The sequence below is a fragment of the Amycolatopsis azurea DSM 43854 genome (assembly GCF_001995215.1).
Classification (GTDB): Bacteria; Actinomycetota; Actinomycetes; order Mycobacteriales; family Pseudonocardiaceae; genus Amycolatopsis; species Amycolatopsis azurea.
Window position 1 is genome coordinate 42,101 of record NZ_MUXN01000006.1, and the last position, 20,670, is coordinate 62,770.

The 20,670-nt window shown below is 69.7% G+C and carries 19 protein-coding genes; 7 read left to right on the forward strand and 12 right to left on the reverse strand.

Annotation, left to right across the window (positions count from 1 at the left end; all coding sequences use genetic code 11):
- The first annotated feature begins 19 nt into the window (after nt 1-19).
- A complete protein-coding gene (locus B0293_RS09780) occupies nt 20-838 on the forward strand; it encodes a hypothetical protein (protein ID WP_005166082.1) in 819 nt (272 codons plus the stop codon).
- A 116-nt stretch (nt 839-954) separates the two neighbouring features.
- Nucleotides 955-2,565, forward strand: a complete 1,611-nt coding sequence (locus B0293_RS09785; protein ID WP_005166084.1) for a succinic semialdehyde dehydrogenase — start codon at nt 955-957, stop codon at nt 2,563-2,565.
- A gap of 73 nt (nt 2,566-2,638) precedes the next feature.
- Here the strand turns inward: B0293_RS09785 and B0293_RS09790 are convergent, their stop codons facing one another.
- The 8 genes from B0293_RS09790 to B0293_RS09825 all read right to left on the reverse strand — a co-directional run bounded on the left by B0293_RS09790 (nt 2,639) and on the right by B0293_RS09825 (nt 12,237).
- Nucleotides 2,639-5,665 carry a helix-turn-helix transcriptional regulator gene (locus tag B0293_RS09790; RefSeq protein ID WP_005166086.1) on the reverse strand — a complete coding sequence of 1,009 codons (3,027 nt, stop codon included), beginning with the start codon at nt 5,663-5,665 and terminating at the stop codon, nt 2,639-2,641.
- A gap of 63 nt (nt 5,666-5,728) precedes the next feature.
- The gene (locus tag B0293_RS09795; protein ID WP_005166088.1) at nt 5,729-5,941 is read right to left on the reverse strand and encodes a hypothetical protein; all 213 of its coding nucleotides are present in this window, start codon (nt 5,939-5,941) and stop codon (nt 5,729-5,731) included.
- Nucleotides 5,942-6,093: 152 nt separating this feature from the next.
- Complete coding sequence (locus B0293_RS09800; RefSeq protein WP_005166089.1) at nt 6,094-6,312, reverse strand: DUF397 domain-containing protein; 219 nt, start codon at nt 6,310-6,312, stop codon at nt 6,094-6,096.
- A 12-nt stretch (nt 6,313-6,324) separates the two neighbouring features.
- The gene (locus B0293_RS09805) at nt 6,325-7,212 is read right to left on the reverse strand and encodes a helix-turn-helix domain-containing protein (protein ID WP_039919525.1); all 888 of its coding nucleotides are present in this window, start codon (nt 7,210-7,212) and stop codon (nt 6,325-6,327) included.
- A 457-nt stretch (nt 7,213-7,669) separates the two neighbouring features.
- On the reverse strand, nt 7,670-8,569 hold the full coding sequence (locus B0293_RS09810) for an acyl-CoA thioesterase (protein WP_039919526.1): 900 nt from the start codon (nt 8,567-8,569) through the stop codon (nt 7,670-7,672).
- Nucleotides 8,570-8,716: 147 nt separating this feature from the next.
- A complete protein-coding gene (gene pyk, locus B0293_RS09815) occupies nt 8,717-10,141 on the reverse strand; it encodes a pyruvate kinase (RefSeq protein WP_007033718.1) in 1,425 nt (474 codons plus the stop codon).
- A 110-nt stretch (nt 10,142-10,251) separates the two neighbouring features.
- A complete protein-coding gene (locus B0293_RS09820) occupies nt 10,252-10,917 on the reverse strand; it encodes a DUF2461 domain-containing protein (RefSeq protein WP_005166098.1) in 666 nt (221 codons plus the stop codon).
- A 99-nt stretch (nt 10,918-11,016) separates the two neighbouring features.
- Nucleotides 11,017-12,237, reverse strand: a complete 1,221-nt coding sequence (locus B0293_RS09825) for a glycoside hydrolase family 18 protein (RefSeq protein WP_005164543.1) — start codon at nt 12,235-12,237, stop codon at nt 11,017-11,019.
- Nucleotides 12,238-12,401: 164 nt separating this feature from the next.
- On the opposite strand from B0293_RS09825, the gene B0293_RS09830 reads away from it, so the two are divergent.
- Nucleotides 12,402-12,710 (forward strand): ArsR/SmtB family transcription factor, encoded by a 309-nt coding sequence (locus B0293_RS09830; protein ID WP_005164545.1) that lies wholly within the window; start codon nt 12,402-12,404, stop codon nt 12,708-12,710.
- Here the strand turns inward: B0293_RS09830 and B0293_RS09835 are convergent.
- Nucleotides 12,704-13,045 (reverse strand): winged helix-turn-helix transcriptional regulator, encoded by a 342-nt coding sequence (locus tag B0293_RS09835; RefSeq protein ID WP_005164547.1) that lies wholly within the window; start codon nt 13,043-13,045, stop codon nt 12,704-12,706. The genes B0293_RS09830 and B0293_RS09835 overlap by 7 nt on opposite strands.
- Nucleotides 13,046-13,149: 104 nt before the next feature.
- Here B0293_RS09835 and B0293_RS09840 point away from each other — a divergent pair, with 104 nt between their 5' ends.
- From B0293_RS09840 to B0293_RS09855, 3 genes are all read left to right on the forward strand, one after another.
- Nucleotides 13,150-13,620, forward strand: coding sequence for a group II truncated hemoglobin (locus tag B0293_RS09840; protein WP_039919272.1), 471 nt, complete (start codon nt 13,150-13,152; stop codon nt 13,618-13,620).
- Nucleotides 13,621-13,656: 36 nt separating this feature from the next.
- Nucleotides 13,657-15,099: an aromatic amino acid ammonia-lyase gene (locus B0293_RS09845; RefSeq protein ID WP_005164550.1), complete on the forward strand. Its 1,443-nt coding sequence runs from the start codon at nt 13,657-13,659 to the stop codon at nt 15,097-15,099.
- A gap of 415 nt (nt 15,100-15,514) precedes the next feature.
- Nucleotides 15,515-15,952 (forward strand): VOC family protein, encoded by a 438-nt coding sequence (locus tag B0293_RS09855; RefSeq protein WP_005164552.1) that lies wholly within the window; start codon nt 15,515-15,517, stop codon nt 15,950-15,952.
- Here the strand turns inward: B0293_RS09855 and B0293_RS09860 are convergent.
- Together B0293_RS09860 and B0293_RS09865 are read right to left on the reverse strand one after the other, a co-directional pair.
- Complete coding sequence (locus B0293_RS09860) at nt 15,949-17,460, reverse strand: amidohydrolase family protein (protein ID WP_039919273.1); 1,512 nt, start codon at nt 17,458-17,460, stop codon at nt 15,949-15,951. The two genes, B0293_RS09855 and B0293_RS09860, sit on opposite strands and share 4 nt — an antisense overlap.
- A 131-nt stretch (nt 17,461-17,591) precedes the next feature.
- A complete protein-coding gene (locus B0293_RS09865; RefSeq protein WP_005164556.1) occupies nt 17,592-18,617 on the reverse strand; it encodes a 6-phosphofructokinase in 1,026 nt (341 codons plus the stop codon).
- 283 nt (nt 18,618-18,900) lie between these two features.
- Between B0293_RS09865 and B0293_RS09870 the strand changes: the two genes are divergently transcribed.
- Entirely contained in the window at nt 18,901-19,977 is a 1,077-nt protein-coding gene (locus B0293_RS09870) for a 3-deoxy-7-phosphoheptulonate synthase (RefSeq protein ID WP_005164558.1), read from the forward strand.
- A gap of 194 nt (nt 19,978-20,171) precedes the next feature.
- Here B0293_RS09870 and B0293_RS09875 read toward each other — a convergent pair whose 3' ends face one another.
- The gene (locus B0293_RS09875; protein ID WP_005164559.1) at nt 20,172-20,657 is read right to left on the reverse strand and encodes a polyadenylate-specific 3'-exoribonuclease AS; all 486 of its coding nucleotides are present in this window, start codon (nt 20,655-20,657) and stop codon (nt 20,172-20,174) included.
- Nucleotides 20,658-20,670: the final 13 nt, after the last annotated feature.

Sequence of the window (20,670 nt, forward strand, 5' to 3'; positions counted from 1 at the left end):
ACCGGCGGAGGAGCCGATCATGAGCGCGCCGCAGCAGCAGCCGTACCAAGTGAATGGCCCGTTCGGCGCAATGCAACCCGTCCAAACTCCCGTAGCGGCGCCACGACCGCCGTCCGACGCCCGGCTCCCCCGGTTGTTCGCCGCGATGATGGGGGTTTTCGCCGGACTGCTGGTACTCGTCGCGACCTTTCTTCCGCAGTCCACGTACGAACAGCTCTCCGAGGGCAAGCCGGTGTCGAAGTTCGCCGAGACCGGCTGGACGCGGACCTTCGACATCGAGCCGTCGGCGGAGGAAAAGGAGTTCTACGACAAGACCCACGTCGCCCGCTACGGCATCCCGCTGTCCGCCGCGGCGCTGACCCTGTTCGCCGGGGCCGCGGTGGGCTTCGCCTCGTACCGGCGCAGTTCGACCTCGCCCGCCGCGACGACGTCGAGGACACTGCTGGTCGCCGGTGGGGCGGGGACCGCGATCGGCGTCTGGATGCTCGGCATGGACATCTCGGCGAGCCTGAGCTTCGGGCAGGACACCGGCCGTTTCGTCTCGCGCTATGGGACCGGGAGCGGATTCTGGATCCTGCTCGCGGGCGGGCTCGTGGCCTTGCTCACCATCGGGCTGGCGATCGTGGCCAACCGGCGTGAACCGGCGGCACCCCAGCAGGCTCCTTACCCGGTCGCCTTCACCCCTTACGCGCCCGGAGCCCCCCAGCAGCAGTATCCACCGCAACCGCAGGCCTACGAGCCGCCGTCACCGCCGACGCCGCCCGCGGGCTCCGCGTTGCAGCAGCAGGACATCCTGCGCCCGTCCTCCGACAATCCGCCCCAACCCGGCAATATGTGAAACTTATTCACATCAGCGGTGGACAGTCTCCATACCGGCGGTATGCTGTACTCGTCGGTAACACCTGGGCTCTGCGTGGCGCCTCCCGGCTCCGCGCGGCATGGAACGGAGACGGCATGACGAGCACGACACCGGCGAACGCGAGCCACACCGAAGGACCGTCCACCATCGGCGGCGTCCCCGGCGCCCCGGCCGTGGCGAGGGCGGAACGGCTCGTGCGGCGGGTCGTGGGTGGCGCGGATTCAGCGCCGGTACAGATGCGCGCCCCCTTCACCGGGCAGCCGATCGCGACCCTCCCCCAGGCCACCGACTCCGACGTCCGCGCCGTGTTCGACCAGGCGCGGGAAGCTCAGCGCTCGTGGGCGGATCGGCCGGTCGAAGACCGTCAGCGCATCCTTATCCGTCTGCACGACCTGGTGCTGAAGCGGCAGGAAGAGGCGCTCGACCTCGTGCAGATCGAGGCGGGCAAGGCACGCATGGACGCCTTCGACGAGGTCAGCGCCACCGCGCTCGTGGCCTCCTACTACGGCAAGCACAGCGCGAAGATCCTTTCGCCGCGTCGCGCCGCCGGGCTGATCCCGGTGCTGACGAAGGTCGGCGAGCTCCGGCACCCCAAGGGCGTCGTCGGGATCATCTCGCCGTGGAACTACCCCCTCGCGCTGACCGCGATGGACGTCCTGCCCGCGCTCGCGGCGGGCAACGCCGTCGTGCAGAAACCCGACAACCAGACCGCGCTCTCGGCGCTGTGGCTCCAGGAGCTCGCCGAGGAGGCCGGGCTGCCCGCCGGGGTCTGGCAGATCGTGCTCGGCCGGGGTTCGCGCATCGGCGACGCGCTGGTCGAGGAGTCGGACTACCTGTGCTTCACCGGATCCACGCCCACCGGCAAGGGACTCGCCGCGCGGGTGGCGGAGCGGCTGACGAGCTACTCACTGGAGCTCGGCGGCAAGAACCCGATGATCGTGCTGCCCGACGCCGACATCGCCAAGACCGCCGCAGGCGCGGTGACCGCGTGCTTCTCCTCCGCGGGCCAGCTGTGCGTCTCGGTCGAGCGGATCTACGTCCACGAGTCGATCCGCGAGGAGTTCACGCGGGCCTTCGTCGCGAAGACGGCGGCTCTGCGGCTCGGGGGCGCGCTGGACTACCAGGCGCAGATGGGGTCCCTGACCTCGGAAGACCAGCTGGCGACGGTGTCGGCGCACGTCGAGGACGCCCGGTCCAAGGGCGCGAAGGTGCTCACCGGCGGCAAGGCCCGGCCCGATCTCGGACCGCTGTTCTACGAGCCGACCGTGCTCACCGACGTCACCGAGGACGTCAAGCTGTTCGCCGAGGAGACCTTCGGGCCGGTCGTGTCGATCTACGGCTACACCGAGGTCACCGAGGCGATCGAGCGCGCGAACGACACGAAGTTCGGGCTGAACGCCAGCGTGTGGTCGCGCAACGGCCGGGCGGGCTGGGAGGTCGCGGCGCGGCTGAAGGCGGGGACCGTCAACGTCAACGAGGGCTTCGCGGCGACCTTCGGGACCGTGGGGCTGCCGATGGGCGGGATGAAGGAGTCCGGGGTCGGACGGCGCAACGGTGCCGAAGGACTGCTCAAGTACACCGAAGCCCAGGCGATCGCGGTGCAGCGCGGGATGCCGCTGCGCCCCGGCAAGGGAATCCCGCCGAAGCTGTGGGTGCGGAGCCTGAGCATGAGCCTCAAGGCGCTTCGCCGCCTGCCCCGCCGCTGACCTGCCCTCGCGTTTCGTCCTCTGAATGCGGTACTTGCACAGGCAAGGAACGCGTTCAGAGGACGAAACGCGGCTAGGAGGAAGAGGTGGGGGCGGCCAAGAGGCCCCGGTCGTAGGCGATCGCGACGGCCTCGGCCCGGCGGCTCGCGCCGAGTTTCGCCATCACGCGCGAAAGATGGACGCTCACCGTCTTCTCGCTGATGTACAGCTCTTCGCCGACCTGCCGGTTGGTCCGGCCGAGCGCGACGCGCTCCAGCACGTCCCGTTCGCGGTCGGTGAGCGGGTCGACGACGTCACGACGCGGCGCCGTGGGCTCCCCGGGCAGCTCGACGCGCGCCCGGTGACCGAGTTCCCGGACGGCTTCCCGCAACGGGCACGCGTTCAGCCGGTCGGCCACCGCGTGCGCGGCCAGCAGCTCCGACGCGGCCAGCTCGGTGTCGCCATCGGAAGCCAGCAGGGCCTTCGCGTGCTGCAAGCGGCACATGGCCTGCTCGTACACGGCGCCGTACCCGAACGCCTCGACCGCCTTGGCCCACAACGCCGGATCGCCCGCGCCGCCCAGGCAACTGCCGAGCGCCTCCAGCCGGGCTAGCCACGCCAAGGCCTCCGGGCCCAGTGACACCGAACGCGGCATGCCGTGTTCGGCGCAATAGCGTCCATGGGCCAGCAGCTTCTCCCCCGACGCCACGGCGGCCTCGACGGTCGCCAGGTCCCCGCGCACCCGGGCTGCGGCGGCCTGCGCGACGGCGGCCGCGAGGCCATGCACGCTGATCCGGATCCCGCCGAGAACCGAGGGCTCGATCTCTTCGAGCCAGTCGATCAGCTCGATCGCCTGCCGCACCGCGCCCGCGTGGTCGCCTCGCCACGCCGCGAGCTGGATGGCGGCGTCCCCCGACGCGAGCGCGATCGAGTAGTCGGCCTTCCAGTGCTGCCGCAGGCTGGGCAGGATCTTGTCCGCGTCCGCGAACCGGCCCCAGCCGACGACGAACTGCGCCCAGATTCCCAGGAACCGCCCGGCCACGACGCTCGAGACACCACGGGCCGCCCGGCCCGCGTCGTCGTCTTCCGGCCAGTCCCCGCTGACGTACTGCAGCTGAAGGTGCTTGGTCCGCAGCTCGATCCCGAACGAACTCCAGGTCAGCCCGGTCTCCTTGGCCCGGCTGATGCCCTTGGCGTAGTACTTCAGCGCGGAGTGGATCTCGGCCCTGTCGTCGTAGCTCAGCCCGAGGAAGTGCAGGGCCCGCAGCTCGCCGTTGAGGGCGCCGGAATCCCTGGCCTTCCGCTCCGCCTGGCGCAGGCGTTCCCGTGCCTCCTCGACGTCGCCCGCCGAATCGGCCAGCGTCCCGAGCGACACCAGCGCGGCCGCTTCGGCCCCGCCCGCGCCGCCGGCCCTGGCGTCGGCGACCGCGGCCAGCGCGCACTGCAGCGCCTCTTCGTGCCTGTCGATCAGCCTCAGGATCCCCGCCCGGGTGGCGAGCACCCAGGCCCGTGCGACGCTCGCGTCGGTGTGCTCGACCAGCCCCCAGGCCCGGTCGATCGCCTCGACGACCTCGTCGAGGGTGCCTTCCACCGACAGCAGCGCCTCCGCGTGCCGTCGCCAGACTTTGGCGGCCCGCTCAGGATCGGTCTCCGGGGAGAGCGCCTCGGTCGCGGAGCGCGAATAGGCGACCGCCCGTTCCGGCTCGCCGGACGTGCTCGCGAAATAGGAGGCCTCGTGCAGCAGGTTGAGCTCGTCGATGTCCGCCGGCCGGTCCTGCTCCGGCACGGCGTCCCAAATGGACAGTGCCTGCTCGACGTGCCGCAGCGCGGCACCGGGAGCGCCGAGTTTCTCGGCCTCGACGATCGCGCGCAGCAACGCCGCCAGCGCGGTGACGAAGTCCTTGCTCTCCAGGCTGTGGTGCGCGAGCCGGGCGTCCTGGCCGCGGCCCTGGGTCCGGGTGCGGATCCGCGTCGCGTAGGCGGCGTGCATGCGCACCCGCTCCCCCGGCAGCAGATCCCCGTAGACCGCTTCCTGCAGCAGCGCGTGACGGAAGGTGTAGAAACCGTTCTCGATCACGAGCACGTGATGCTGCACCGCCTCGCGCAGTGCCTCGTCGAGTTCGAGTTCGTCCAGTCCGGAGATCTCGGCGAGGGCGGCGTGCGCCACGGAATCCTTGGCGACCGAGACCACACGCAGGATCCGGCGCGTGATCGGCGAAAGCTGTTCCACCCGGGCGAGGAGCACCTCGGCGAGCCCGGACGGCAGATCGCGGCAGTCCTTCGCGGACGCGAGCAGCTCCTCGACGAAGAACGGATTGCCCTCGGACCGGGCGACGATGTCGGCGATCATGTCCTGGCCGATCGGCTCGTCGGCCAGTGCCTCGACGAACGCGCGCGCGTCCTCGGCGCCGAACGGCCTGACCTCGACGCGTTCGACCGAGCCCAGCCGCACCACCTCGGAAAGCAGCGCGCGCAGCGGATGCCGCCGATGGACGTCCTCCTCGCGATAGCTCGCCACCACCAGCAGCCGCTGGGTGCGCAGCCTCGTCAGCAGGAAGGACAGCAGGTTCCGGGTGGAGCCGTCGGCCCAGTGCAGGTCCTCCAGCAGGATGACCACGGGCCGGCGCTGAGCGATGACGGTCAGCACCCCCAGTACCGCGTCGAACAGCTGGAGCTGGCCGAGGTCCTGTTCGGGGCCGAGCCGTTGCGTCGACACCTGTTCGCTCGCGGTGAGCTGACCGTCTTCGATGGCGGGGTACTCCTCCGCCTGCTGCATCTGCGGGAGCAGCCTGCCCAGCGCCGGCCGGGCCCGGACCGCGGCCGTGACCACGGGATCGGACGTCGTCGCCAGCGGCGCGAGGGCCTCGGCGAACGGAAGATAAGGAAGACCGCCCTCATGGACGTCGATACAGCGCCCTGTCAGCACCAGGGCACCCGCGGCGGCGGTGACCTCGCCGAGCGCGGTCAGGAGGCGGGTCTTGCCGACCCCGGCGTCACCGGAGAGCAGCACCGCGCCGGCCTCGGCCCGTTCTGCACGGGCGAAGGCGGCGCGGAGCTGCCGCATCTCCTGAGTGCGGGCGACGATCGGGATACCGGAGCCAAGACGGGGCACGAGGTGCATTCTTGCCTACCGGACCGACAACTTCGCCTGGGTTTTCGCCGAGAGCTTCATCGCACTCGACCTCTACCGGGTGATCTCGCCGCTGCGGGCGGGCACCTGACCGGCCTCGCGGCGCTGCTGGGCGGGCACCTGGACGGCGGTGCGCTGGGCGCGGATCCGCCTGCCCGCCCGGCGGGCCCTGTCGACCCATACGCTGCGGCCGGCTCGCTGCAGCTCCTCGCGGCGGTACTCGACCTCGGCCAGTACTCCGGTGAGCAGAGCGTCGTTCGTGTTCATCGTTTCCCCTTAGGAACTCACTGCCTTGTTTGGTAGTGATCAGATTCGTCCTGAGGGGTGCCCTGAGGCATCGGGTGATCGCCTACACCCGGACGTGATTCGACCCCTTACGCCGGCCCATCCCCTGCTCGGGGGGCGTAAGGGGTCGAGTTTCAGCGTGTCTGGGCGTGAGCCGGGCCACTCGGGCGCACCGCGCCGAGCAGCCCCCGCCAAGCGTTCGGCGACAGGCGGAAGGCACCTCCCTCGGGATCCTTGGAGTCCCTCAGGGCGGCACCGGAACCGGTGAAGGCGACCTCGACGCAGTCGTTGCCGCCGCCACTGTGGCTGCTCTTGAACCACCGGGCCTGGGAAAGATCATCGTTGGGCGTCATGCTCCCCACTCCTTACTCGTTTCCGGGGACTTTCTTCGGCAGGGCGGCCTCTTCGGCGAACCTGCCGGCGGCCTCGGCGATCACCTCGACCGAGTCGTCCGGTTTCAACGCGGCGGCACGGAGATGGTCGAACATCAACGCGTATCGCCGGACGTCCGGGGGTTCCTCCAGGTAGAGCCCGCTGGAGGTGCTGTCGACGTAGACCACGTCGGTGTCGGCCAGTTCGGGGAAGCCCATGATGAGGAACGGACCCTCCATCCCGGGATGGGCACCCGCGCCGAACGGCACGATCTGGACGGTCACGTTCGGCTGGGCCGCCATCGTGACCATCCGGTACAGCTGTTCCGCCATCACCTCGGCGCCGTCGACCGTGCGGTGCAGGACCGCCTCGTCCATCACGGCCCAGTACTCCGGGGGCGAAGGGTCGGTCAGCAGTTCCTGCCGCGCCATCCGCGCCGCCACCCGGCGCCGGATCTCGGCGTCCTCGGCGTCGGGCCGCATCGCCCTGATCACGGCCTTGGCGTAGCGCTCGGTCTGCAACAGGCCCGGCACCAGCAGTGCTTGGAAGGCCCGCAGCGAACTCGCGTCCGCCTCCAAGCCGACGAAGGTGCCGGTGAACACCTCGTTGTACGCGTGCCACCAGCCGCGTTTGCGGGCTTCCCTGGCCAGCTGGACGAGCGCCTCCTGCTCGTCGCCCGCGATGCCGTACAGCTCGAGCATGTCGCGCGCGTCGCGCGGGGTGACCCCGACGTGCCCGGTCTCGATGCGGCTGACCTTCGACGCCGAGCATTCGAGTTTCTCGCTGACCTCGTCGATCGTGAGGTCGGCCGCCTCGCGCAACCGCCTCAATTCGCTCGCCAGCCGTCGGCGGCGCACGGTGGGTCCCTGACCCCTCGTCATCACGGCACCTCCACAAGCTGTCCGAGCAACACCGATCACGACGCGGCGAGGAGAACAGTGTTCAGTAACCCCGCACGAAGCACATCTAACCAGCCCGAGACACATTCGGTGAGATGGTCACACGACCATTTTCCGACGCGTCCGATTTTCATCCTGCAATTTGCAGATTGCCGCTGTAGGTTGAGCATTGTGCAACGCGGTACGCCCGCCTTCATCGGCGGCGGCGGATCCGCTCGCGGCACGGGCGCGGGGCCGCGAGCTGCACCGATGGGCTTCCGAGAGGATACCCGTCGAGCCGGATTCACCCCCGGTGCAGGGCCGGAGCCGTCCCCCGATCGGTTCCGGCCCTCCCTTTATTCCCGGCCATTCCGCAATACTCTGATCCCAGATGTTATCGCCTTTCGCCATTCCCTCTAAAGGGTGGACAAGGCGCTTCTCGGATGCGGAACGTCACCGTTCACACCACCCGGAGAAGACCTTCCTGGACAACGGTGGCGATATGCGTTCCGTCCGCGGCGAAAAACCGTCCGGTGGCCAGACCGCGGGCACCCGACGCCGTCGGGGACGCGCTGTCGTAGAGGAACCACTCGTCGGCCCGGAACGGACGGTGGAACCAGAGCGCGTGGTCGAGGCTCGCGCCGATCACCTTGTCGAGGTCCCAGTAGACGCCGTGGCGGGCGAGGACCGAGTCCAGGAGCGTCATGTCGGAGGCGTAGGTCAGGACGCAGACATGCAGCAACTGCTGGTCCGGGAGCTTGCCGTCGGCCCGCATCCAGACCTGGTTGCGGGCGGGCAGCTCACCGGACTTCCGGGTCACCCACGGCGGGTCGTTGACGTAGCGCAGGTCGATCGGGCGCGGCCGGTCGTGGTGACCGAGGAAGTAGCCCTCGGCCCGCTCCTGCAACGTCGGGAGCGACTCGGGATCCGGGACGTCCGGCATGCCCTCGGAGTGCTCGATACCGCCCTCGTCCTTCTGGAACGACGCGGAAAGCGAGAAGATCGCCTTGCCGTGCTGGATGCCCACGACGCGGCGGGTGGTGAACGAGCGGCCGTCGCGGATGCGGTCGACCTCGTAGACGATCGGGACGCTGGGGTCGCCGCCGCGGATGAAGTACGCGTGCAGCGAGTGGACCTTCCGCTCCTCGGGCACGGTGCGGCCGGCGGCGACCAGCGCCTGCCCCGCGACCTGCCCGCCGAACACCCGCACCGGCGAATGCGCCGGCGAGACGCCGCGGAAGATGTTCTCCTCGATCTTCTCCAAGTCCAGCAGGGCGACCAGCTTGTCGAGCACCGGCTGACCGCCGACGCCGCCGGTGCTGTCGAAACCGGCCGCGGCTTCCCTGGCCATCTCAGTCATGACCTGAACTTTAGGCCGTAAGGGTGTCCCGGGCCTCCGCGAGGCGGGACGTTTGTCGCGAAGGCCACCTTCGCGACGAAGTACATGAAGGCCCCCTTCCTGTACCTAGGCGCAAGGAAGGGGGCCTTCATGTACTTCAAGACAGCGTCAGGCGTGGTCGTCCTCGCCGAGGCGGTGCACCCGGATGAGGTTGGTCGAGCCGACGGTCCCGGGCGGGGAGCCGGCGACGATGACCACCAGGTCGCCCTTGGCGTACTTGCCCATTTCGAGCATCGCGTGGTCGACCTGCTGGATCATCTGGTCGGTGGAGCCCACCTTCGGCACGATCCGCGTCGTCGTGCCCCAGGTCATCGCGAGCTGGCTGCGGACGCTCTCCTCCGGGGTGAACGCCAGCAGCGGCAGCCGCGTGTGCAGCCGCGCGAGCCGCCGGACGGTGTCACCGGACTGGGTGAAAGCGACCAGGGCCTTGGCGTTCAGCCGCTCGCCGATGTCACGGGCGGCGTAGGAGATGACGCCGCGCTTGGTGCGCGGGACGTGCGACAGGGGCGGCACGACCGGCGAGTCGGTCTCGACGGCCTCGATGATCCGGCCCATGGTCTTGACCACGTCGATGGCGTAGCGGCCGACGCTGGTCTCGCCCGAGAGCATGAGGGCGTCCGCCCCGTCGAGCACCGCGTTGGCGACGTCCGAGGCCTCCGCGCGGGTCGGACGGGAGCTGTTGATCATCGACTCGAGCATCTGCGTCGCGACGATGACCGGCTTCGCGTTCTCGCGGGCGATCTGGATGGTGCGCTTCTGCACCAGCGGGACCTGCTCCAGCGGGAGTTCGACGCCCAGGTCGCCGCGGGCGATCATCACCGCGTCGAAGGCCAGCACGATGGCTTCGAGGTTGTAGACCGCTTCGGGCTTCTCGATCTTCGCGACCACCGGGAGGCGGCCCTTGCCGACGCGGTCCATCACCTGGTGGACCAGGTCGATGTCGGCGGGCGAGCGGACGAACGACAGCGCGATGAAGTCCACGCCGAGTTCGAGCGCGAACTCGAGGTCTTCGATGTCCTTTTCGGACAGCGCCGGCACGGAGACGTCCATGCCCGGCAGGGAGACGCCCTTGTTGTTGCTGACGGGGCCGCCTTCGGTGACCTCGCAGACGACGTCCGGGCCCTCGACCTGCTTGACCACGAGGCCGACCTTGCCGTCGTCCACCAGGAGCCGGTCGCCGGGCTTCGCGTCGTCGGCGAGTCCCTTGTAGGTGGTCGAGACGCGGTCGTGGGTACCCGCGACGTCCTCGACGGTGATGCGCACGATGTCGCCGTTGTGCCACTCGACCGGGCCGCCCGCGAAGGTGCCGAGACGGATCTTCGGGCCCTGGAGGTCGGCGAGGATGCCCACCGCGCGGCCGGATTCGGCGGCGGCGGTGCGGATGAGGTCGTAGACCTGCTTGTGGTCGCTGTGCGTCCCGTGGCTGAAGTTCATCCTCGCGACGTCCATCCCGGCGTCGACGAGTTGCCGCATCTTCTCCGGCGTAGCGGTCGCGGGGCCCAGGGTACAAACGATCTTCGCGCGTCGGCTCACGTTCGCACAGCGTAGTCCCTCATCGGACGTACGTCTTTACCGATACCGAAAGTTCAAGAAAAGTGTCAGTTGACCTGGGCGACGGGCAACTGCCGAACCCGGTTCGATGGTTATCGGCGCGGCTTCTCGCTCGGTCCGACGCGGTCCCGCGCCCACTCGTTGAACGCGCGGACCTGCCGCCACGCCTTCCGCACCCGGTCGAGCGCGCCGCGTTCGTGCAGGACGTCGTCCGGCTCCCAGCCGCGGACGGCGTACACGGAGCGGTACTTGAGGAGGTCGATGCGCGGGTGGTCTTCCGCGAACCCGCGCGGCTTCGACTTGAGCCTGTCCCCCTTGACCTCCCAGCCCGCCTTCTCCAGCTTCGCGAGGATCTTGGCCAGCTCGGCGCCCCGCAGTTCGGTGTCGACGGCCTTGCGGAAGCGGGCGAGCTGATCGGACTCGAAGTGGAAGCAGCCACCGCCGACGCGCAGCCCGGCCGGGCCGACCTCGACGTAGTACGCGCCGCCGCCGCGACCCTGCTCGATCACCGCGCCGCAGTGGGTCTTGTACGGCGTCTTGTCCTTGGCGAACCGGACGTCGCGGTACGGCCGGAACACCTTCCCCTCGCCGAAGCCGTCGCCGAACTCCGGCACCAGCTCCGCGAGCAGCGCCTCCATCGGCGCACGGACGTCGGCCTTGTAGGTGGCGAGGTTCGCGTCCCAGTAGGACTTGGAGTTGTCGGCCTCCAGACCGTCGTAGAAGTCGATGGCGTACTCGCCGAAACCCTCGAAACCCATACGCAGACCGTAATCCTCGCCACCGACAGAAGCGCGTGAAGGCCCCCTTCCCTCGGCTGAGCAGAGGGAAGGGGGCCTTCACGCGCGCCCGGAAGGGCTTTACTTGGCCAGAGCGGTGATCAGCTCACCGTCGGCCGTGTCACCGGAGAGCTCCCAGAAGAAGGCGCCGCCGAGACCCTGGTTCTTGGCGTAAGTGACCTTCCCGCCGATGGTCGCCGGGGTGTCGTAGCTCCACCAGTCGCTGCCGCACTTGGCGTAGGCGGTGCCCGCCACGGTTCCGGTGGCCGGGCAGGTGGTCTTCAGGACCTTGTAGTCCTGGATGCCCGGTTCGGTGCCCGCCGCCGGGCCGGTCGCGGTGCCGCCCGGAGCGTCCTGGGTGACGCCGGTCCAGCCGCGGCCGTAGAAGCCGATGCCCAGTAGCAGCTTGTTCGCCGGGACACCCTTGCTCTTGAGCTTCTGGATCGCCGCGTCGGAGTGGAAGCCGGCGGTCGGGATGCCCGCGTAGTCGTTCAGCGGCGAGTGCGGGGCGGTCGGGCCCTGCGCGGCCCAGGCGCCGAAGTAGTCGTAGGTCATGACGTTGTACCAGTCGAAGTACTGCGCCGCGCCGCCGTAGTCCGCGGCGTCGATCTTGCCGCCGTCGGTGCCGTCCGCGGTGATCGCGGCGGTGACCAGCTTCGAGCCGAACTTCTCCCGCAGGGCCTGCGCGAGGTTCTTGATCGCGGCCGCGCCGCTGGTGTCACAGGAGAGACCGCAGGTGTTCGGGTACTCCCAGTCGATGTCGATGCCGTCGAAGACCCCGGCCCAGCGCGGGTCGTTGACCAGGTTGTAGCAGGACTCGGCGAACTTGGCGGGGTTCTTCGCCGCCTCGCCGAAGCCACCGGACCAGGTCCAGCCGCCGAAGGACCACAGTACCTTGAGGTTCGGGTACTTGGCCTTGAGCTTCTTCAGCTGGTTGAAGTTCCCGCGCAGCGCGCCGTTGTCCCAGCTGTCGGCGACCCCGTCGACACTGCCCGCGGCGTCGTAGAACTTGCTGGTCGCCGCTTCGGCGTCACCGAGGGCGCAGCCGCCTCCGGTCACGTTGCCGAACGAGTAGTTGATATGGGTCAGCTTGCTCGCCGAACCCGACGTGTCGATGTTCTTGACGTGATAGTTCCGCTGGTAGACGCCCCATTCGGCGAAGTACCCGAGGACCTTGCCGACCGAGGCGTCCGTCGCCTCGGGAGCGGCTGTCGCCTGCTGCGCCGGTGCGGCGACGGCCAGCGCGCCCAGCGCGACGGCCGCGGCACCGACGATCGCGGTGAGCCTGCTCGAACGGGACATGCGTTCTCCCTTCACGGTCACCGGCGGTGACGAGAGGACTGCGGCGGGACACGCACAAGCTAAGTGGACTAGACCACTCCGTCAATGGTTCAGACCAAGACTTTCGGATGGACATTTTCGAACATTCCTTGACGGAAATATGCCGCACCAGGCACATTTCCCGGATGATGCAGACTTTCGAGATCCTCGCCGAGCCTCGGCGGAGGACCATCCTCGACCTCCTGCGCGACGGCGAACGGTCGGTCAACGAGCTGGTCGAGGTCCTCGAACTGAGCCAACCGGCCGTATCGAAACACCTGCGTGTCCTACGCGAGGCGGGTCTGGTCACCGTCCGCGTCGCGGCCCAGCGCCGCTGCTACCGGCTCCGTCCGGAACCACTCGCGGAGGTCGACGCCTGGCTCGCGCCGTACCGCCGGTTCTGGGAAGGCCGGATCGACGCGCTCGAACGGCACCTTGACGACGACAGTCAGTGAATAGGTAACGGCTCGAACGTGATGCCGCGGTCGGCCGCGCGCCGCGTCCCCCACGCGTAGAGCGCTTCGAGCACGGGGCGTAACCGGTCGCCGTCCTCGGTGAGCCGGTATTCGACGTGCGGCACCCGGCCCTCCCGGCTCTCGCGAAGCACGAGGCCGTCCGCCTCCAGCTCGCGCAGGTGCTGGATCAGCATCTTCTCGCTGACGTCCGGCATCCGGCGCCGCAGTTCGCCGTACCGGTGCACGCCTTCCTTCAGCTGCGCCAGGATCACCGGCTTCCACTTGCCGCCGATGACGTCGACGGCGAGTTCGACCGCGCAGTGATACCGCTTCATGGCCGCTCCCGTCGGTACGCACCGAAAAGTAAGCGGTTGTCCCACCCGATCCGAGGTGGTTGCCTTGCCGGATCCGGAGAACAGTGCCGCTGGGAGGACATTACGTGACCGAGACGCCGACGTTGTACGCATGGGCGGGCGGACTGGACGCCTTGCGGCGGCTGACCACGGTCTTCTATGGCCACGTGCTGAAGGACCCGTTGCTGGAGCCGGTCTTCCGCGACATGGACCCCGGCCACCCCGAGCATGTCGCGGTCTGGCTCGCCGAGGTGTTCGGCGGCCCGGAGACCTACAGCCGCGAGCACGGCGGGCATCGGCACATGGTCGGACGGCATCTCGGCAGGGCCATCACCGAGGAGCAGCGCCGCCGCTGGGTGAACCTGCTCTTCGACGCCGCCGACGAGGCCGGGCTCCCGGCCGATCCCGAGTTCCGCTCCGCGTTCGCCGCGTACGTCGAATGGGGCAGCCGGCTCGCGGTGATGTTCTCGCAGCCCGGTCGCGAGGTCACCGTGCCCGAGCCGATGCCGAAGTGGGACTGGGGCAACCGGCCGCCCTGGCAGCCGCCCGCCGGCTGAGGCGTCATAGTGGGGCGGTCGTGAAAGGAGGCCGCCGTGATCCGGGTGGACGGCCGGACCCTGCGCTGCGCGGACGTCGTGACCGCCGCGAGCACCGAGGGACCGCTGGGCATTGACGTGTCGATCGCCGCGCTGCGCGGCGCGGAAAGCGCGTGGAAACTCGCCGAGGAGCTGAGCACGCGCCGGATCGTCTACGGCCGCACCACCGGCGTCGGCGCCAACAAGGAGGACCCGGTCGGCGAGGGCGAGTCGCCGGATCACGGGCTGCGGCTGCTGCGCAGTCACGCCGGTGGCAGCGGTGACGTCATGTCCCCCGGCCAGACCAGGGCGATGATGCTGATCCGGCTCAACCAGCTGCTGGCCGGCCGCGCCGGGCTCAGTCCCGAGCTGATCGGGGCGCTGGCCACCGCGGTGCGGACCGGCGCGCTGCCGCTGGTGCACCGGCTCGGCGCGATCGGCACCGGCGACCTCGCGCCGCTCGCCGAGACCGCGCTCACCCTCACCGGCGAACGACCGTGGCTGTCGGGCGCCGTGCCTCCGGTGCCGGTGCGGGCCGGTGACGCGCTCGCGTTCATGAGCAGCAACGCCGCGACGCTGGCCGAAGCGACCCTCGCGGCGATGCGACTCGACACCCTGACGCGAGCGAGTCACGTCGTCGCGGCACTGACGTACATCGCGCTCGACGGGAACCCGGAGGCGTACGCGACTCCGGTGCACGAGGCGCGCCCGCACGCCGGGCAGGTCGCGTGCGCGGCGGAAATGCGGCGGCTGCTCGGGATGGAGGGCACGCCCAAACCGGGCAGGCGCATCCAGGACCCGTTCGGGCTGCGGGCGTTCCCGCAGGTGCAGGGGCCCGCGCTGGACGCGATCCACTACCTGCGCGACGTCCTCGCGGTGGAGATCAACGCCAGCACCGAGAACCCGATGATCTCGACGGTCCACCAGGACGCCTACCACCACGCGCACTTCCACACCGCGTACGTCTCGACCGCGCTCGACCAGGTGCGCGCGACCGTCCACCAGGTCGCCGAGCTGTCCGTGGCGCGGCTGGGCGACCTGGTGGAACCGGAGTTCACCGGGCTGCGACCGTTCCTCGCGGCCGGGCCGTCGGGCAGTTCGGGCGTGATGATCTTGGAGTACGTCGCCCACGACGCGCTCACCGAACTGCGGCAGGCCGCGCTCCCGGCGACGCTCGGCACGGCCGTCGTCTCCCGCGGGATCGAGGACCACGCGAGCTTCTCCACGCAGGCCGCGCGGGCGGCGACCGCGGCAGGGGCGGCGTACCAGCAGGTGCTGGCGTGCGAACTGGTCGCGGCCGTCCGGGCGCTGCGGATGCGGAAGGCCGAACTCGTCGCGCTGCCCGCGCGGGACGCCTACGAGACCGCCGCGGCCGTGCTCGACCCGAGTGTCGAGGACCGGCCGCTCACCGAGGACATCGCGCGGGCCGTGTCACTCCTGGACACCCTCGCGCTCGTCTGACCCTCGTGTTTCGTCATCTGGATACGGAGAGGCGTTGCCGCGGGACCGGTTCCACCAGTGCCCGATTCAGGTAATTGGCACGCTTTCACTGGCCATGAGCAATGTAGGAGGGTTCTATGGAGCGGTGAGGCACAGGTGTCCTGCCAGGTGCCAAGTCCGTGAAGGCCTCCTTGAGGGACTCTGGGTCCCTCAAGGAGGCCTTCACGGACCGGTGTTCCGCGAGTCTCGTGGGCGGCGGAGTCCCGGAAGGTTGCGAAAGCCACTTCCGCAACGTTGAAGGTTGCGAAAGTGGCTTTCGCAACACCCGAGGCCGCCGATCCCTCGCGTTTCGTCATCTGATCGCGGGGAGGATGTCGAGAACGGCGAACCGGCGCCGTCCCCGGGTCGCAAGCACGACAGCGAGGGAGACCACAGCATGAGCATCCAGCGGATGGACCACGTCGGCGTCATCGTCAGCGACCTCACGGCCGCCATCGAGTTCTTCGTCGAGCTCGGCCTCGAACTGGAAGGCCGGATGACGATGGAGAACGAGCTGGCGGACCGCATCACAGCGGTGGACAAGGCCAAATCGGAGGTCGCGATGGTGTGCGTCCCCGGCGGTGGCGGGCGGCTCGAGCTCATCCAGTACCTCACGCCCGAGGCCCACCCCGGCGACTCCCACGCGCCCGCCAACACGCGCGGCCTGCGCCACCTCGCCTTCGAGGTCGACGACGTCCGGGACACCCTCGACCGCGTGCGGCCGCACGGCGCGACGCTCGTGGGCGAGGTCGTGAACTTCGAGGACAGCTACCTGCTCTGCTACCTCCGCGGCCCCGACGGGATCATCGTCGAGCTGGCCGAAAAGCTCGGCTAACAGCAGCATCCCCGGCGAGCCAGGGAGTGGAGCCGGGCGCTCGTGACCGGCCGGTTCGCGGCGGCCTCGACGGCGTCGAGCATCCGGCCCCGCGCCGTCTTGTCGAGGACACGGCCGCGGGTGATCACCAGGTCGATCTTCGCGACGTTGCGGATGTCGGTGGCCGGGTTCGCGTCCAGCAGCACGAGGTCGGCCTCCTTCCCCGCCGCGATCGTGCCCGACGTCGCTTCCCTGCCGAGGAACTTCGCCGCGTCACCCGTGACGGTCTTCAGCGCGTGCACCGGTGAGAGCCCGGCCTCGACCAGGAAGGCGAGTTCCTCGTGCAGCCCGCTGCCGGGGAAGGTGTACGGGTTGAGACAGTCGGTGCCGCCGATGAGCCCGACGCCCACGTCGTGCGCGACGCCGACCAGCCGCAGCGTCTCCTGGTAGTACCGCTCCTGCAGAACGACCTGCTCCGGCGTCTTCGGCGCGAACTGCTCGATGCCCTTGGCCCAGCTCTGCCGGATGTCGTCGGGTACGTACTTCAACCGCGGGTCGTGCTTGTGCGTCTCGGCGGGCTGGGTGACGACCCGGTTGATCGTGAGCGTCGGCGAGTGCCAGGTGCCGTTGCGCCGCAGCCTGCCGAAGTAAGCCCGCGCGACGGCGGGGCTGTACGCGGACACCGAAGCGAACTCCAGTTGCCGCGCCAGGTTGAAGAAGGCCCTCGGGTCCGCCGGGTCGTAAGGCGTCGCTTTCAACCTGGCGAGGATCTCGTCCCGCCGCGACGAGCAGTGGATGGACACCCCGAAGAAATGCTCGAAGCTGTGCTGGCCGAGGTCGCTCATCTCGGCGTGGGACAGCTTGTACGGCCAGTGCCCCGAGAACCGCAGACCCTGGTCGCGGGCCTCGGCCGCGACCGCGCGCACCGCGTCGGGGCCGAGGTAGGAGTAGATCTTGACGAACTCGGCGCCCGCTTCCTTCTCCGCGCGGACGGCCGCGCGCGCCTCGGCCGCGGTCGACACCTGGAGCACCGGCGGCCCCAGGAGCGTGACCGGCCCGTCGACGATCCCGCTCCCCAGCACGACGCGCGGGCCGAGCAGCTCACCGCGTTCGATCTTGTCCCGGGTCGCGCGGTTCTCCGCGTAGCCCCACATCTCGCGGGCGCCCGTGACGCCGTGGGCCAGGTGCAGCGGCGGGACGATCTCTTCGAGGTCCGCGCCGTGGGTGTGCATGTCCCAGAGTCCCGGGATGAGGTACTTGCCGCGGCCGTCGATCACCGGCGCGCCACCGGTTTCCGGGAGCTGGCCGGAGCCGCCGACCCAGGCGATCCGGTCGCCGGAGAGCACGACCGAGACGTCGCGCCGCGGCGCCGAGCCCGTGCCGTCGATCAGCGTGACCCGGGAGATGACGACGATCTCGCCCGTGTCCGCCGCGGCCGTCCCGGGCAGCACTCCGGCGAGCGCCACCCCGGTCCCGCTCGCGGCCAGCCACTTCAGGAACTCGCGCCTGCTGGATCCCGTCCCCGACATGAGAGCCCCGCCTTCCACCCAGGATCCCCCGAGTGGCCGATTCAACTCGCCGCGAGGGCGGGGCCGCAACACAGGGAAGGCCCCTTACCCGAGGTCAGCACAAAGTAAGGGGCCTTCTCCTGGAAAACGGCTCAGCCGAAGAAGACCTCGGCCTCTTCGTACCGCTCGGCCGGGACGGTCTTCAGCTCGGCGGTCGCCTCGGAGAGCTTGACGCGGACGATGTCCGTGCCCCGCAGCGCCACCATCACGCCGAAGTCGCCGTCGGCCACGGCGTCGACCGCGTTGAGGCCGAACCGGGTGGCGAGCACGCGGTCGTACGCCGTCGGCGTGCCGCCGCGCTGGACGTGCCCGAGCACGACCGCACGGGACTCCTTGCCGGTACGGGCGGCGATCTCGTCGGCCAGCCAGGTGCCGATGCCGCCGAGCCGGACGTGCCCGAAGGCGTCCTTCTCACCGGTCAGCAGCTTTTCCTCGCCGCCCTCGGGCAGCGCGCCCTCGGCGACCACGATGATCGGCGCGAACTCCTTCTCGAAGCGGCGCTCGACCCACGAGACGACCTGGTCGACGTTGAAGTGCCGCTCCGGCACCAGGATCACGCTCGCGCCGCCGGCGAGGCCGGAGTGCAGCGCGATCCAGCCCGCGTGCCGTCCCATGACCTCGACGACCAGGGCGCGGTGGTGCGACTCGGCCGTGGTGTGCAGCCGGTCGATGGCCTCGGTGGCGATCGAGACGGCCGTGTCGAAGCCGAAGGTGTAGTCCGTGGCGCCGAGGTCGTTGTCGATCGTCTTGGGCACCCCGACGACGCCGACGCCGTCGTCGGTGAGCCGCTTCGCGACACCCAGCGTGTCCTCGCCGCCGATCGCGATCAGCGCGTCGACCTGCTGTTCGGCGAGCACGGCCTTGATCTTGTCGACGCCGCCGTCGACCTTGTACGGGTTGGTCCGCGAGGAACGCAGGATCGTGCCACCGCGGGTGAGGATGTCCTCGACGTCGTTCAGGCCGAGCGGGCGGCTGTCCCCGGTGAGGGGACCGTTCCAGCCGTTGCGGAACCCGACGATGTCCCAGCCGTGCACCTCGATGCCCTTGCGCACCACGCCGCGGATCACCGCGTTGAGCCCCGGGCAGTCCCCACCGCCGGTCAGCACACCGACACGCATCAGAAGCCTCCGTCTTGTGTTCCGTAGAGATGACAGTCACATGTCCCGACGCCAGCGTAGCGGGAGTTCTCTGGATCGGTGCAGGGCGGACCACCTCGGGAATCGGTACGCGTAACGGATGTGCTAGCTTGGCGTCGTGCAGCGCTATTTCTGGTTTACGAAGCCGGCCCCGGGTGGGCACGGCGGCGTGAACCTGCGCTGACGAACCACCCCGAGCCGGAATCACACCGGCTCGGCGAGTTCCCGCGGGTCGGTATCCCTTTCGAAAGGAACCAGACCCGCGATGTCTCCCTCCGCTGACACCCTGATCGCCCTCGACGGGCACCGCACGGCGGCCATCAACCCGCTGCTTTCACCCGCCATGCTGCGGCACGAACATCCGATGACGGCGGAGACCGCCGATACCGTCCTAGCCGGGCGGGCCTCGACCGTCGACATCCTCGACGGCCGGGACGACCGGCTCCTCGTCGTCGTCGGGCCCTGCTCGGTGCACGACGCGGACGCCGCGCTCGACTACGCCCGCCACCTCGCCGCCAAGGCCGAAGAACACCGTCGCGACCTGCACATCGTCATGCGCGTCTACTTCGAGAAGCCGCGGACCACACTCGGCTGGAAGGGCCTGATCAACGACCCTGGCCTCGACGGCACCTACGAGGTCAACCACGGTCTCCGGATGGCGCGCAAACTGCTGCTCGACATCTCCGCGCTCGGCCTCCCGGTCGGCTGCGAGTTCCTCGACCCGATCACCCCGCAGTTCATCTCCGACACGGTGACCTGGGGTTCCATCGGCGCCCGCACCGCGGCGAGCCAGGTGCACCGGCAGCTGTGCAGCGCGCTGTCGATGCCGGTGGGGATCAAGAACTCGACCGAGGGCGACGTCCAGGTCGCCGTGGACGCGACCCGCGCTGCCGGGGCGAGCCACGTGTTCGCCGGTATCAACCCCGACGGGCTCGCCGCGCTGATCACCACGGCGGGCAACGAGGACTGCCACGTGATCCTGCGCGGCAGCTCGGCCGGCCCGAACTACGACCCCGCGACGGTGGCCGACACGCTGGCGCGGCTGGCGAAGTCGGGACTGCCGGAGCGCGTGATCATCGACGCGAGCCATGGCAACAGCGCGAAGGACCACGTGCGCCAGGCCGCGGTGGTGCGGGAACTGGCCGGGCGGATCAGTGCCGGTGAGCGGGGTATCGCGGGGCTGATGCTGGAGAGTTTCCTGGTGGCGGGGCGACAGGACCTGACGCTCGGCGAGGCGGCTTCGCTGACCTACGGGCAGTCGATCACGGACGCCTGCCTGGGGTGGGACACGACCGCGGAACTGCTGGACACCCTGGCCGAGGCAGTCGACTCACGCCGCTGAGCGCCTGGGCGCGTTGGTCGTGCCCTACACGGTCTCCCCAAGGGCGCCCTGCGCCCGACGGAGACTTCACCGTCGCGCGCCCTCTTTTGGGCCGAAGGCCCCCGGAAACTCGATGAAGGGGCGCCCTCCGCACCCACCGCGAGGTGGAAGCGGGACGGCGCACCTTCGGCGAGTTTCCGGCAGCGCGCGACAGACTAACGCTGCCAGTAGGACTCGATGATCTGCCACCGCTGGTAGTTGTGCCGCGCGTCCGCCAGCGCGTCGTGCTGGTCGTCCGGGGCCGCCGGCAGCTTCGGCTTGCCCGCGTCCTCCCAGCGTTGCCGCAGGTCACGGGTGAAGCGCGGCAGCTGGCGCGGCAGCGCGGGCATCGGCCCCCACAGCTGCGCCAGCGCGACGTGGTCGTAGGCGGCGAACCAGGCCCACAGCTCGATCCCGCCGGGCGGCTTGCCGAAGAACTCGAGCAGATCCGTGCGGATCTTCTCGCGGCTGCGCCACGCCGGGTCGGCGGGCGACGGGAGTTTCGGGAGCACGTTGTCGCGGACCCAGGGGCCGGCCTTGCCGGGATCGAAATCGGTCGAGACCGCGTAGAACTCGCGGCCTCTTTCGTCCACGACACCGATCGACACCAGATCGATGGTCACGCCGTCCTCAATGAATTCGGTGTCGTAGAAAAAGCGCACCGCAGAACCCTAG